General features: G+C 72.7%; 11 protein-coding genes and 1 other RNA gene. 7 read left to right on the plus strand and 5 right to left on the minus strand.

Annotated features, from left to right (window positions below; genetic code table 11):
- The first annotated feature begins 136 nt into the window (after nucleotides 1-136).
- Nucleotides 137-3982 carry a multifunctional oxoglutarate decarboxylase/oxoglutarate dehydrogenase thiamine pyrophosphate-binding subunit/dihydrolipoyllysine-residue succinyltransferase subunit gene (locus RF644_RS13315; protein ID WP_368796832.1) on the plus strand — a complete coding sequence of 1282 codons (3846 nt, stop codon included), beginning with the start codon at nucleotides 137-139 and terminating at the stop codon, nucleotides 3980-3982.
- Between the two features lie 134 nt (nucleotides 3983-4116).
- Nucleotides 4117-4716 carry a GDSL-type esterase/lipase family protein gene (locus RF644_RS13320; protein ID WP_031283102.1) on the plus strand — a complete coding sequence of 200 codons (600 nt, stop codon included), beginning with the start codon at nucleotides 4117-4119 and terminating at the stop codon, nucleotides 4714-4716.
- Nucleotides 4717-5040: 324 nt separating this feature from the next.
- On the opposite strand, the gene rsrA is transcribed toward RF644_RS13320, so the two are convergent.
- Both rsrA and RF644_RS13330 read right to left on the minus strand, forming a co-directional pair.
- Nucleotides 5041-5307, minus strand: a complete 267-nt coding sequence (gene rsrA / locus RF644_RS13325; RefSeq protein ID WP_017833667.1) for a mycothiol system anti-sigma-R factor — start codon at nucleotides 5305-5307, stop codon at nucleotides 5041-5043.
- A gap of 2 nt (nucleotides 5308-5309) precedes the next feature.
- Nucleotides 5310-5978, minus strand: a complete 669-nt coding sequence (locus RF644_RS13330; RefSeq protein WP_035927301.1) for a sigma-70 family RNA polymerase sigma factor — start codon at nucleotides 5976-5978, stop codon at nucleotides 5310-5312.
- A gap of 309 nt (nucleotides 5979-6287) precedes the next feature.
- Here RF644_RS13330 and RF644_RS13335 point away from each other — a divergent pair, with 309 nt between their 5' ends.
- The 4 genes from RF644_RS13335 (at nucleotide 6288) to hisN (ending at nucleotide 10195) form a co-directional block, all read left to right on the plus strand.
- Nucleotides 6288-6827 (plus strand): DoxX family membrane protein, encoded by a 540-nt coding sequence (locus tag RF644_RS13335; RefSeq protein ID WP_368796833.1) that lies wholly within the window; start codon nucleotides 6288-6290, stop codon nucleotides 6825-6827.
- Nucleotides 6828-6844: 17 nt separating this feature from the next.
- Nucleotides 6845-8227: a 3-phosphoshikimate 1-carboxyvinyltransferase gene (gene aroA / locus RF644_RS13340; protein ID WP_368796834.1), complete on the plus strand. Its 1383-nt coding sequence runs from the start codon at nucleotides 6845-6847 to the stop codon at nucleotides 8225-8227.
- Nucleotides 8217-9326, plus strand: coding sequence for a ribosome small subunit-dependent GTPase A (locus RF644_RS13345; RefSeq protein ID WP_368796835.1), 1110 nt, complete (start codon nucleotides 8217-8219; stop codon nucleotides 9324-9326). The genes aroA and RF644_RS13345 overlap by 11 nt, the downstream gene beginning before the upstream one ends.
- A 71-nt stretch (nucleotides 9327-9397) precedes the next feature.
- Nucleotides 9398-10195: a histidinol-phosphatase gene (hisN, locus tag RF644_RS13350; RefSeq protein WP_017833662.1), complete on the plus strand. Its 798-nt coding sequence runs from the start codon at nucleotides 9398-9400 to the stop codon at nucleotides 10193-10195.
- An 81-nt stretch (nucleotides 10196-10276) separates the two neighbouring features.
- Here the strand turns inward: hisN and RF644_RS13355 are convergent, their stop codons facing one another.
- The 3 genes from RF644_RS13355 to smpB form a co-directional block, all read right to left on the minus strand.
- Nucleotides 10277-11089, minus strand: a complete 813-nt coding sequence (locus tag RF644_RS13355) for a DUF4190 domain-containing protein (RefSeq protein WP_368796836.1) — start codon at nucleotides 11087-11089, stop codon at nucleotides 10277-10279.
- Between the two features lie 162 nt (nucleotides 11090-11251).
- Nucleotides 11252-11646: a transfer-messenger RNA gene (gene ssrA, locus RF644_RS13360) on the minus strand.
- Between the two features lie 88 nt (nucleotides 11647-11734).
- Entirely contained in the window at nucleotides 11735-12211 is a 477-nt protein-coding gene (gene smpB, locus RF644_RS13365; RefSeq protein WP_017833660.1) for an SsrA-binding protein SmpB, read from the minus strand.
- A gap of 178 nt (nucleotides 12212-12389) precedes the next feature.
- Here smpB and RF644_RS13370 point away from each other — a divergent pair, with 178 nt between their 5' ends.
- Nucleotides 12390-13625, plus strand: coding sequence for a polysaccharide pyruvyl transferase family protein (locus RF644_RS13370; RefSeq protein WP_290467888.1), 1236 nt, complete (start codon nucleotides 12390-12392; stop codon nucleotides 13623-13625).
- Nucleotides 13626-13638: the final 13 nt, after the last annotated feature.

Here is a 13638-nt window from a genome sequence, read left to right on the forward strand (position 1 = left end):
GGCGGACGCCGCCGGCTGTCACGGGAGACGGCCGGCGAGGAACACCGGCGGCGGGTCCGGACGCTGCCGGGACCGACACTGTGGAGACCGGGCAGACGGCCTCCACGCGATCAACCATGGAAGAGGCGTATTCCCCGTGCCACATCAGCCACAGCACCCCATCCCTGAAGAATTCGCAGGTAACGAGTGGCTCGTCGACGAACTGTTCGAGAAGTACCGGACGGACAAGAACTCGGTGGACGAGAAGTGGTGGCCGATCTTCGAGTCGATGGGCGCGGACAGCAGCACCGCCGCGGAGCCGGCGGGCGCCGCGCAGGCCCCGGCGCCGAAGGCGGCCCCGGCGGCCGCCCCCGCGCAGCCCAAGGCCGCCGCCGCCCCCCAGCCGCCCGCGGCCCAGCGCACCGCCGCCCGCACCTCCCCCTCCCCGGCGGCGAAGCCCGCCACGCCGCCCGCGCCCACCAGGTCCGGTGCCAAGGCCGAGGGCCGGCCCGAGACCGACCAGGGTGAGACCGAGGCCTCGGACGCCAAGAAGCCCATTCCGGCCCAGCCCGCCCGCGCCCGCGCCACGGCGCCCAACCACGACGCGCCGGCCGAGGACAAGGTCGTCAAGCTGCGCGGGCCGGCGAAGGCCGTGGCCGCCAACATGGACGCGTCCCTCACCGTCCCCACCGCCACCACGGTCCGCGCCGTCCCGGCGAAGCTGCTGATCGACAACCGGATCGTGATCAACAGCCACCTCTCCCGCAACCGCGGCGGCAAGGTGTCCTTCACGCACCTGATCGGCTACGCCGTGATCAAGGCGCTGGCCAACTACCCGTCCCAGAACGTCGTCTACGACGAGCAGGACGGCAAGCCCGTGGCGGTGCACCCCGCCCACGTCAACTTCGGCATCGCCATCGACATCCCGAACAAGGACGGCTCCCGCAACCTCGTGGTGCCGAACATCAAGGGCGCCGAGGCCATGTCCTTCATGCAGTTCTGGAACGCGTACGAGGACGTCGTCCGCCGTGCGCGCGCCAACGAGCTGACCATGGAGGACTACCAGGGCACCACGGTGTCCCTGACCAACCCGGGCGGCATCGGCACCGTCCACTCCGTGCCGCGGCTGTCCAAGGGCCAGGCGTGCATCGTCGGCGTGGGCGCGCTCGACCACCCCGCCGAGTACCGGGGCTCCTCCCCCAAGACCATCGCGCGGCACGCGGTCTCGAAGATCATCACCCTGACCTCGACCTACGACCACCGCGTCATCCAGGGCGCGGGCTCCGGCGAGTTCCTGCGCCTCATCGAGTCCTACCTGCTGGGCGGGGACGACTTCTACGACGAGATCTTCGAGGCCCTGCGGATCCCCTACGAGCCCGTGCGCTGGGCCGTGGACAACCAGGTCAACCCCGAGATCCAGGTCAACAAGGTCGCCCGGATCCAGCAGCTCATCCACGCGTACCGGGTCCGCGGCCACCTCATGGCGGACACCAACCCGCTCGAGTACGTGATGCGCAAGCACCCGGACCTCGACATCCGCACCTACGGGCTGTCCCTGTGGGACCTGGAGCGCGAGTGGCCCACCGGCGGCTTCGGCGGCGCGGACGTGCTCAGCCTGCGCACCATCCTGGGCCGGCTGCGGGACGCCTACTGCCGCACCCTCGGCGTGGAGTACATGCACCTGCAGGAGCCGGAGGAGCGCGAGTGGTTCCAGGACCAGCTCGAGCACGGCTACCAGAAGCCCAGCCGCGAGGAGCAGTTCCGCATCCTGGGCCGGCTCAACGCCGCCGAGGCGTTCGAGACGTTCCTGCAGACCAAGTACGTGGGCCAGAAGCGCTTCTCCCTCGAGGGCGGCGAGTCCCTGATCCCGCTGCTGGACGAGATCATCTCCGACGCCGCCGACGCCGGGCTCGCGGGCGTCGGCATCGCCATGGCCCACCGCGGCCGGCTCAACGTGCTCACCAACATCGCCGGCAAGTCCTACGCCCAGGTCTTCCGCGAGTTCGAGGGCAGCCAGGACCCGCGCACCACCGAGGGCTCCGGCGACGTGAAGTACCACCTCGGCACGGAGGGCTCCTTCACCTCCGACAACGGCAACGAGACCCAGGTCTACCTCGCCGCGAACCCGTCCCACCTCGAGGCCGCCGACCCGGTCATCGAGGGCATCGCCCGAGCCAAGACCGACGTCCTGGGCGCCGGGCCCGAGGGCGACGGCACGTTCCCGGTGCTGCCGATCCAGGTGCACGGCGACGCGGCCTTCGCGGGTCAGGGCGTGGTGGCCGAGGTCCTGCAGATGGCGCTGCTGCCCGGCTACACCGTGGGCGGCACCGTCCACGTGGTCGTGAACAACCAGGTGGGCTTCACCACCGCGCCTGCCGCGGCCCGGTCCACCACCTACGCGACGGACATCGCCAAGGGACTCCAGGCGCCGATCTTCCACGTCAACGCCGACGACCCCGAGGCCGTCACGCACGTGGGCCAGATGGCGTTCGCGTACCGGCAGACGTTCCACAAGGACGTCATCATCGACCTCGTGTGCTACCGGCGCCGCGGCCACAACGAGGGCGACGACCCCTCGATGACCCAGCCGCTGATGTACAACCTCATCGAGGAGAAGCGCTCGACCCGCAAGATCTACACCGAGAACCTCGTGGGCCGCGGCGACATCACCCAGGAGGAGGCCGACCGGGCGCTGAAGGACTACCAGGAGCGCCTGGAGCGGGTCTTCGCCGAGACGCACGAGGCGCAGACGTCCTCGATCCCGCTGGTCACCGGGGACTCCGCCGCGATCTCGAACATCGAGCGGCCCTCCGCCCAGCAGGCGGACTCCGGGGTCTCGATCCCCCGCACCACGGCCATCTCGACCGAGGCCGCCCAGCGGATCGGCGCGGTGCACGTGGAGGTCCCCGAGGACTTCGCCGTGCACAAGAAGCTGCGCAAGCTCCTCGAGCGCCGCGAGGCGATGACCCGCGAGGGCGGCGTGGACTGGGGCATGGGCGAGCTCATGGCCTTCGGCTCCCTCATGATGGAGGGCATCCCGGTCCGGATGAGCGGCCAGGACGTCCGGCGCGGCACGTTCACGCAGCGCCACGCCGTGTTCTACGACTCCGGCACCGGCGCGGAGTGGACCCCGCTCAACCACCTCTCCGGGAACCAGGCGCAGCTGGCGATCTACAACTCGCTGCTGTCCGAGTACGGCGTGCTGGGCTTCGAGTACGGCTACTCGGTGGAGCGCCCGGACGCCCTGACCGTGTGGGAGGCCCAGTTCGGCGACTTCGTCAACGGCGCCCAGATCATCCTGGACGAGTTCGTCTCCTCCGCGGAGCAGAAGTGGGGCCAGCGCTCGTCGCTGGTCATGCTCCTGCCGCACGGCTTCGAGGGGCAGGGCCCGGACCACTCCTCGGCCCGGATCGAGCGCTTCCTGACGCTGTGCGCCGAGAAGAACATGGTCGTGGCCAACCCCTCGACGCCGTCGAACCACTTCCACCTGCTGCGCCGGCAGGCCTACAGCCGCCCGCGCAAGCCGCTGGTGGTGGCCACGCCGAAGCAGCTGCTGCGCCTCAAGGCGGCGGCCTCCCCGATCGAGGAGTTCACCTCCGGCGCGTTCCGCCCGGTGATCGGCGACCAGGCGGGGCTCGAGGCCGCCGAGGTCACCGACGTGGTGCTGGTCTCCGGCCGGCTCTACTACGACCTCGCCGCGGCCCGCGAGGAGCGCAAGGACCGGAGGACGGCGATCGTGCGCGTGGAGCAGCTGTACCCGCTGCCCCTCGCGGAGATCCGGGAGGAGCTCGGCAAGTACCCCGAGGCCCGCCTCACGTGGGCGCAGGACGAGCCCGCCAACCAGGGCGCCTGGCCGTTCATGGCGGTCAACCTCCTGCCGCAGCTCGACCGGCCGGTCCGGCTCGCCTCCCGTCCCGCGTCCGCGTCCCCGGCCAACGGCTCGGCCAAGCGCCACGCGGCCGAGCTCGAGACCCTGGTGCAGACGGCCTTCGAGCGCGACTGAGCCCGTCCCGGGAGGGCGGGGGCCCGTGCCCCTGCCCTCCCGCACGTCCCCAGCGAGTCCGGCGCCGGCCCGTGCCCACGGGCCGGCGCCGCTCGTCCCCCCGACATCCCGCACCCCCGACCAGAAAGAACGACGTGGAGCAACGAAGGATCAGAATTGTCGCAGTCGGTGACGAGCTGCTGGCCGGCGAGGGCGACCCCCGGGGCCTCGGCTGGTTCGGGCGGGTCATGGCCCGGACCCCGCACCACGTGGCCCCCGTGTCCGCCTACAACCTGGCGGCGCCCGGCGAGGGCAGCGAGTCGCTCAACGAGCGCTGGTTCGAGGAGGCGGCCCGCCGCTTCTCCCCCGGTCACGACAACCGCCTGGTCATCGCGCCCTCCACCCTGGACATCGACCTGTCCATCACGAGCGCGCGCTCCCGGCTGAACATGGCCAACATCATCGACACCGCCTCCCAGCACAACGTGCGGGTCCTCGTGGTCGGCCCCCCGCCCACGATGGACGCCGAGCGCAACCGCCGGATCGCGGACCTCTCGGCCGCCTACGCGGACGTCACGACCCGGCGCAACCACGTCTACGTGGACACGTTCAACCCGCTGCAGCACCACGAGCAGTGGCGCAAGGACCTCGCGGCCAACCACGGACACCCCGGCCAGGCGGGCTACGGGCTGATGGCGTGGCTCGTGCTGCACCGCGGCTGGTACGACTGGCTGGACCTGCCCGAGCCCCGGTGAGCCCGGCCCGTCCCGCGTGTGAGAGAATGGCGGGCAGTGCCTCGTCCGGCCGCCGCTGACATCACCAGACCACGCGGGAACGGACGCCGACACCCACGATCCGCCGCGGGCGACCGCGGACAGACAGGAGGCTCGCATGAGCAAGCGCGGACGCAAGCGCAAGGACCGCCGCAAGGGCGGCGCCAACCACGGCAAGCGCCCCAACGCCTGAGGTCCTTCCCGGACCCCGGCGACGCCGTGACGGAAGGGCCCCGGACCGCTGACGCGGGCCGGGGCCCTTCCGTGTGCCCGGGGTCCTGCCGTGCGGGAGCCGGGGCGCCGCGCTCAGGCGGCGGGCGGATCCTGGCGCGCCCCGTGCAGCCGGGCGAGGATCGAGACCCGCAGGTCGGCGGGCGCGGTCTCCGCGCAGGACCGCCGGACCACGGAGCGGATCACGCACTCCAGGTCGTACTCGCGGGCGCACTCAGGGCACTCGAGGAGGTGGCCGTGGATCTCGTCGAGGTCGTCCGCCGGGAGCACCCCGTCGAGGTACTCGTAGATCAGGCGGATCCTCTCGTCCGTGCAGCATCCGAGGCTCTCGCAGTCGGCCATGTCTACTTGTCCTTTTCCTTCTTCTTGTCGCCGGTCACCCTGGACGTGTCGAAGCCGCGCTCGGCGGCGTAGTCGGCGAGCTTCTCGCGCAGCAGCTTCCGCCCGCGGTGCAGGCGGGACATCACCGTCCCGATCGGCGTGTCCATGATCTCGGAGATCTCCTTGTAGGCGAAGCCCTCCACGTCGGAGAAGTACACCGCCAGCCGGAACTCCTCGGGCAGCTCCTGCAGGGCGCGCTTGACGTCGCTGTCCGGCAGGTGGTCCAGCGCCTCCACCTCCGCGGAGCGCAGCCCCGAGGACGTGTGGGACTCGGCGCGGTGCAGCTGCCAGTCCTCAACGGTGTCGGTGTTCGCCTGCAGCGGCTCGCGCTGCCGCTTGCGGTAGAGGTTGATGTACGTGTTCGTGAGGATGCGGTACAGCCACGCCTTGAGGTTCGTGCCGGGCTTGTACTGGTGGAACGCGGAGAACGCCTTCGTGTAGGCCTCCTGCACGAGGTCCTCGGCGTCGGCCGGGTTGCGAGCCATGCGCAGGGCGGCGGCGTAGAGCTGGTCCACGTACTCCATGGCGTCCTGCTCGAAGCGCGCCTTCCGGTCCTCGGGGGACTCGGTCTCGACGTCGACGGGCGGCTCGGTGCGCTGGGGGGCGGCCCCCTGCTGGTTCTGCTCGTTCATCACGGACCAGTCTACGGGGACGCGCGCGCGGGCCGGGGCAGGCTCGAGAACGCTCGTGGGGGCGGTGATGACTGCTCCTCTCCCCCGCCGTGCGGGTCCCTTCGAAAACCTGTGCCGGTGACCTGCCCCGGACGGGGCGGCCGCTGTCCTGCACAACGGGTGTCACCGTCGCACCTATTCCCACCGCGCCCGGCCCGTGCTCGCCCCGGGCGCGGTCCCCGTGGCTAGGATGGGACGAGCGGCGCCGTCCGCCGATCCAGACCCGCCCGACACAGCCCCGCGGTACCGTCTGCCGCCGAGGAGGAACCCATGAGCATCGTCCGTCGCATCGCCCGCCCGCTGCTGGCCACCGGTTACGTCGCCAACGGGGTGGAGAGCTTCCGCAACTCGTCCCAGGCCGCCCAGCACCTCGCCCCGGCGATCTCCGCCGCCACGAAGGCCTTCCCCCAGGCCGGACCCGCGCTGCAGAACCACGCCGTGGTGGCCCAGGGCCTGGCCGCGGCGCAGCTCGGCGCCGCCGTGCTCTTCGGGCTGGGCAAGCTGCCCCGCCTCTCGGCCGGCGTGCTCGTCACCACCACCGCGCTCAACGCCTACGCCGACTACCGCGCCGCGGAGGCGGGCACCCCGGAGCAGAAGGCCGCCCGCCGCTCCACCGCCTTCAAGAACTCCTCCCTGGTGGGCGCCGTCATGCTCGCCGCCGTGGACACCGAGGGCAACCCGTCCCTGCTGTGGCGTGCCGAGCACCTCGCCGGGGACGTCCGCAAGAACGCCTCCAAGCTGGGCAAGGACACCCAGAAGCAGGTGGCCAAGGCCGAGAAGGCCCTCCAGCACGCCGTCAAGCAGGGCTAGGCCCCGGTCCCCCTGTCGTGATGCCGCCGGAGTCCTCCGCCCCCGCAGCCCGTCCCGACGCCGCGGAGCCGGCCCCGCAGCACGAGCTGTGGCCGGCTCCGTTCGTCGGGCCCCGTCCCGTCGTCGCCGAGCTGACGGTGCCGGGCTCGAAGTCCCTCACCAACCGGTACCTGCTGCTCGCCGCTCTGGCGGACGGTCCGTGCCGGCTGCGCTCGCCCCTGCACTCCCGGGACTCGCGGCTGATGGTCGAGGCCCTGCGGGCCCTCGGGGCGCGCGTCGAGGAGGTGGCCGGGGACGGCGGCTTCGGCCCCGACCTGCTCGTCGAGCCCGCCCCGTGGGACGCCGCCGAGCCGGTCACGGTCGAGTGCGGGCTGGCCGGGACCGTGATGCGCTTCGTGCCGCCGGTCGCCGCCCTCGCACGGCGTCCCGTCACCTTCGACGGCGACCCGGGCGCCCGGGTGCGCCCCATGGGGCCGGTGATCGACGCCCTGCGTGCGCTCGGCCTGCGGGTCGAGGACGACGGCCGGGGCCGGCTGCCCTTCACCGTGCACGGCACCGGCGGCGTGCGCGGCGGGGAGCTGGAGATCGACGCCACCGGCTCGAGCCAGTTCGTCTCGGCCCTGCTGCTCGCGGGCGCCCGGTTCGACGACGGGCTCGTGCTGCGCCACCGCAGCGCCGACGGCTCGGGGCGCGGTGTGCCGTCCATGCCGCACGTCGAGATGACCGTCGAGGTGCTGCGCGGTCTCGGCGTCTCCGTGGACGACTCCGTGCCCGACGAGTGGCGGGTCGTCCCCGGGCCGGTGCGGGCCTTCGACGTGACCATCGAGCAGGACCTCTCCAACGCCGGCCCCTTCCTGGCCGCGGCCGTGGTGACCGGCGGACGGGTCTCGGTGCCCCGCTGGCCCGACCGCACCACCCAGGGCGGCGACCACTGGAAGCACATCCTTCCGGCCTTCGGCGCGGCGGTGGAGCTCACGGACGGGACCTTCACCGTCAGGGGCCCGGACGCGGTGACCGGGGTCGACCTCGACCTCGGCGAGGCCGGGGAGCTCGCGCCCACCGTCGCGGCCGTGTGCGCGGTCGCCGGCACGCCCTCGCGGCTGCGCGGCATCGCCCACCTGCGCGGCCACGAGACCGACCGGCTCGCCGCGCTCGTCACGGAGATCAACCGGCTCGGCGGCGACGCCGAGGAGACCGCGGACGGGCTGCTGATCCGGCCGGCCCCCCTGCACGGCGGGACGTTCCACAGCTACGAGGATCACCGGATGGCCACCGCCGGCGCCGTGATCGGCCTCGTGGTCCCGGACGTCCGGGTCGAGAACATCGCGACCACCGCCAAGACCCTCCCCGAGTTCCCCCGGCTGTGGGCGGAGCTCACGGGCACGAGCCGTGACGCGTAGGGACTCCGTCCGGCGTGACTGGGACGAGTCGGACGTGCGCGTCCGTCCCAGCAAGACCGGCTCCCGTCCGCGCACCAAGGAGCGCCCGGCGCACGAGGACGCCGTCACCGGCCGCATCGTCACCGTGGACCGCGGCCGCTATACCGCGATCCTCGAGGAGGACACCCCCGGGGAGCGGCTGGTCGTGGCCGTGCGCGCCCGGGAGCTGCGCCGCCGGCCTGTGGTCGCGGGCGACCTCGTGGGCCTCGTCGGCGACGTCAGCGGCGCCCCGGACAGCCTGGCCCGCCTCGTGCGGATCGAGGAGCGCTCCACCGTCCTGCGCCGCAGCGCGGACGACACCGACCCGGTCGAGCGGGTCGTGGTGGCCAACGCCGACCAGCTCGTGGTCGTCGTGGCCGCCGCCAACCCCGAGCCCCGCACCGGGTTCATCGACCGCTCCCTCGTGGCCGCCTACGACGCCGGCATCGAACCGCTGCTGTGCATCACCAAGACCGACCTGCGGGACCCCGCCGAGCTGATCTCCCACTACACGGCGCTCGAGCTGCCCGTGCTCGTCTCCGGCCCCGCCCGCGACGTCCCGGCCGGCGACGACGGGACCACGCTGCCCCTCGACCCGGCGCTCGTCGAGGCCCTGCGCGAGCGTCTCGACGGCCACGTCTCCGTGCTGCTGGGCCACTCCGGCGTGGGCAAGTCCACCCTCGTCAACGCCCTCACGGGCGCCGACCGGGCCACGGGCGGGGTGAACGCGGTGACCGGACGGGGCCGGCACACGTCGTCGTCGGCCCTCGCCCTGAAGATCGAGGACGCCTCCCCCGGGTCCTGGATCATCGACACCCCCGGCATCCGCTCGTTCGGCCTGGCGCACGTGGACCACGACCGGATCGTGGAGTCCTTCGACGAGCTCGCCGAGGCGATCGCCGAGTGCCCCAAGGGCTGCCGGCACACGGGGACGTCCCCCGGCTGCGCCCTGGACGCCTGGGTGGCGCAGGGCCGCGCCGGGGAGGCGGGCGAGTCCCGGCTGGTCTCCCTGCGCCGGCTGCTCGGGGCCGGGGAGCGCCCCGGGGAGTCCCGCGAGGACAAGGAGCTCGGCGTCCAGTGAGCCGCCGGGCGGGGTGCCTGGCACCCCCGCCCGACCAGGCCCGGGACCGTGGTTCGGGGTAGGTTGGACCAATGCGCAGCCCCAGCAACTACACCGACGACCTCCGCCTCGCCCACATCCTGGCCGACGCCGTGGACCGCCTGACCATGCGCCGGTTCAAGGCCCAGGACCTCACGGTGGAGACCAAGCCCGACCTCACCCCCGTCACGGACGCCGACCGCGAGGCCGAGCAGCTCATCCGCACCCAGCTGGGGCGCGCGCGCAACCGGGACGCCGTGATCGGCGAGGAGTACGGCGCCACCGGCAGCGGCGCCCGGCAGTGGGTCGTGGACCCCATTGACGGCACCAAGAACTTCGTGCGCGGCGTGCCGGTGTGGGCCACCCTGATCGCCCTCGTCGACGAGGGCCGGCCGGTGGTCGGCGTGGTCTCCGCGCCGGCGCTCGGCCGCCGCTGGTGGGCGGCGGCCGGCACGGGCGCGTTCACCGGCAAGTCCCTGGCCAACGCCCAGCGGATCCACGTCTCCCAGGTGGGGCGGCTGTCCGACGCCTCGCTGTCCTACTCCTCGCTCACGGGGTGGCGGGACCGCGGGGTGCGCGAGCGCTTCCTGGAGCTCACCGACGAGGTCTGGCGGACCCGGGCCTACGGCGACTTCTGGTCCTACTGCCTCCTCGCCGAGGGCGCCGTGGACATCGCCTGCGAGCCCGAGCTCAGCCTGCACGACATGGCCGCGCTGGTGCCCGTGGTCGAGGAGGCCGGCGGCCGGTTCACGTCCCTCGAGGGCGAGCCCGGGCCCTTCGGCGGCAACGCGCTGGCCACCAACGGTCTGCTCCACGACGAGGTGCTGGGGCTGCTGGCCACCGGTTCCTGACCCGCCCGCGCGACGACGGGGGCCCGCACCGGCCGGTGCGGGCCCCCGTCGTCGTCAGTCGGCGTCCGTCGCCGGCAGGGGTCAGAGGTCCTGGCCGGCGAAGCCCATCTCCCGCTCGATGCACTGCTGGAACGCCGCCTGGTCATTGGAGAACTGCGAGCAGGCCTCCATGGCCGGCCCGAACTCGCCGAACAGCGCCCCGAAGAGCACCAGGAAGAGGATGCTCGCCAGGATCGCCAGGACGCTGAGCACGATGCCGATGATCGGCAGGGCCTTGGACGCGCCGGGCGTCCTGCCCAGCTTGCGCAGCGCCACGATGCCCAGCACCAGGCCCACGAGGCCCGGGACGATGCCGAGCACGAACCAGCACGTCAGCAGCGCCACGATGCCCAGCACCAGGGAGGCGATGCCCAGCCCCGTGCCGGCGGGCCGCGGGCTCGCGCCGTACTGGTTCATGTCGTACTGCCCCTGGTAGCCCTGCTGCCCCTGGTAGCCCGGGCCGCCGTACTGGCCCTCGCCGTACTGGCCCTGGCCCTGGTAGCCCTGGCCGCCGTACTGGCCCTGGCCGTACTGACCCTGGTCGTACTGGCCCTGGCGGTACTGGTCCTGGTAGCCCTGGTGCCCCTGGCCGTAGGAGTCCTGGCCCTGGTGGCCCTGGCCGCCGTACTGGCCCTGGTCGTACTGGCTCTGGTAGCCCTGCTGCCCCTGGCCGTACTGCGGCGTGGCGTACGGGTCGCCGGCGCCGCCCTGGCCGGAGCGCGGCGGCTCGTAGGAGGGTCCCGAAGGCGCTCCCTCGACGCGCTGACCGTACTCGGGCGGGTCGTGGCGACCGGAGCTCGACGACCCGCCGGCACCGGTGCCGCTCGGGTCTGGCGTGTTGTCGTTGTGGCTCATGGCGTTGCCCTTTCGGTCGTCTGCGGTACGCCACCAGCTTGTCACACGGCCCGCCGGGACGTGCCCCTTCCCCGGGCGGCGGCACGGCGCCCGCCCTGCCCCGGAACGATCCGGGCACGAAAAAACCGGGGAGCGCCTCGCGGCGCTCCCCGGTCAGGGATCTCGTGGAGATGGGGGGAATTGAACCCCCGTCCGATGCAGCATTGTCAGGGCTTCTCCGGGTGCAGTCTGCGTGGCGTTTTCTCAGTCCCGGCCCTCGTGCAGACACGTGGCCGACGGACTCAGTCGCGAAAGTGTTCTCCAGACGCCCGCGACGAACGGCTAGAGCAGTGGCCTCCTGATTGATGCCAGACCCCGGGTCGAAGGCGAACCCGGGCTGACAGTCACCTAAGTAGTCTGGTTGCGCTTACGCCGCGAGGGCGAAGGCGTTCTGAGACTTGGCGACGTTGCTCTGAGAATTGGCAACTATTGTTTTACAGAGAGCGTTTACGAGATAACTCTGCGTCCTCGACCCGCTTCCCCTGTCTCAACTCACATCGTCGAAACCGATCATCCCCGTATTTTGTTGTCAAGCATCCCGCCGCAACGGGATACACCACTCTACCGCGCGGTACCCGCCGACCGCAAGCATTCGCCCCGGGACGCTCAGCCCAGGTTCTTGTAGCGCATGGCCCGCTGGGCCTCGCGGTTGTCCTGCTGCTCCCGCAGGGTCTGGCGCTTGTCGTACTCCCGCTTGCCCTTGGCCACGGCGATCTCGACCTTGGCCTTCTTCCCGTCCACGAAGTAGAGGGACAGCGGCACGATCGTGAAGCCGGACTCCCGCGTCTTCTGCTGGATCTTGTCCATCTCGCTGCGGTGCAGGAGCAGCTTGCGGCGGCGGCGGGCGGAGTGGTTGGTCCACGACCCCTGCAGGTACTCGGGGATGTGGACGCCCTCCAGCCACAGCTCGCCGTCGGTGAACTGGCAGAACCCGTCCACGAGCGAGGCGCGCCCCATGCGCAGGGACTTCACCTCGGTGCCCATGAGCGCGAGACCCGCCTCGTAGGTGTCGAGGATGTGGTAGTCGTGCCGGGCCTTCTTGTTGTTGGCGACGACCTGGCGACCGGTGTCCTTCTTGGCCATGGGCCTCCTCCCTGGGGACGGTGCGGACGGGAACGTGCCGCGCACCGGGGCACGCGGCAGATCCTCCATCCTACGCCACGGCCCTCGCGCGGGACCACGGCCGGCACCCGGACCCGTCGGCGCCTCGCCCAGGAGCGTCGTCCCAGGTCACCCCCGTCGCACCCGGTAGGCTGGGCGGATGCTGGAGCCAGTCCCCACCGAGCGCCCGCCCGCCGCGGACGTCCTGTACCTCGTCGGCACGAGCGGTCACCCGAACTTCGGCGACGAGTTCATCGCCGCCTCGTGGCTGCGCTTCCTCGCCCGCGCCCGGCCCGGCGCCGAGGTGTGGCTCGACTGCCCCCACCCGGGGCTGGCGTCCCACCTGTTCGACGGCCTGCACCCGGGTCTGCGGACCACCGACACCCTGTGGCGGCTCGCCTTCGAGACGACCGGGATGGACCCGGCCGCGGCGGACGCCCACGTGGACCGGGTGGTGACGCACCTGGGGTCCCCGCGCTACGACCTCGGCCTGCTCGGCGCCCGGCGCGCGGGCTCCGTGCACTTCCTCGGGGGCGGGTACCTGAACTCCATCTGGCCGCACCACGCGCGCCTGCTCCGGGCGGCGCTGCGGCTGCGCGAGGTGTCCGGGGCGCGGCTGGCCGCCACCGGCCTGGGCCTGGCCCCCGCCACCGACGCCGAGGGCCTGCGTGCCGCGCTCGGCGCCTTCGACCACGCCACGGTCCGTGACGCGCCCAGCGCCCAGCTCGCCCGCGCCGACCGCGCCCCCGACGACGCCTTCCTCGGCCTGCCCGGCCTCGCGGGCTTCACCGGCGCGCCCGCCGAGGGGACGGACGACGGCGACGTGTGGGTGTGCCTGCAGAGCGACATGACCGAGCCCGGGATCCTCGACGGCGCCGTCGCCGCCGTGCGGGCCGCGCTGACGGGTCCGGCACTGGCGGGCCGGACCGTGCGCTACCTCGAGGCGATCCCCGGCGCGGACCGCGCGGCCTTCGACCGGCTCGCCGACCTCGTCCCCGAGGAGAACTTCGTGCCGTTCACGCGGCTCTGGCAGGAGGGCTTCCCGGCCCGGCCGGGTCAGACGTGGCTCACCTCGCGGTTCCACTTCCACCTGCTCGCCGCCGCGTGCGGCGCGGAGGGCACCGCGCTGGAGGTCAGCCCCGACTACTACCGCGTCAAGCACCAGTCTCTGCTCGAGGCCGGCACGGGGTGGTCCGTCACGCCCACCGGCGGCACGGAGCCGTCCGCGCCCGCCCGGTCGCACGCCTTCCCGGCCACGGCCGCGCGGCTGCACCGTACCAAGCTCCGGGAGGCGGAGGAGCTTTACCCGGCGGCCGCGGCCCCCGAGGACGGCCCCGCCGGGACGGAGCCCCGCACCCGGCCGGGACGGACGGTGGCGCGCTTCCTGCGCCGCTGAGCGCCCGCCCTCC

Origin of the sequence: Kocuria sp. CPCC 205258 (genome assembly GCF_040981005.1) — a bacterium.
In the GTDB taxonomy this organism is placed as follows: domain Bacteria; phylum Actinomycetota; class Actinomycetes; order Actinomycetales; family Micrococcaceae; genus Kocuria; species Kocuria rosea.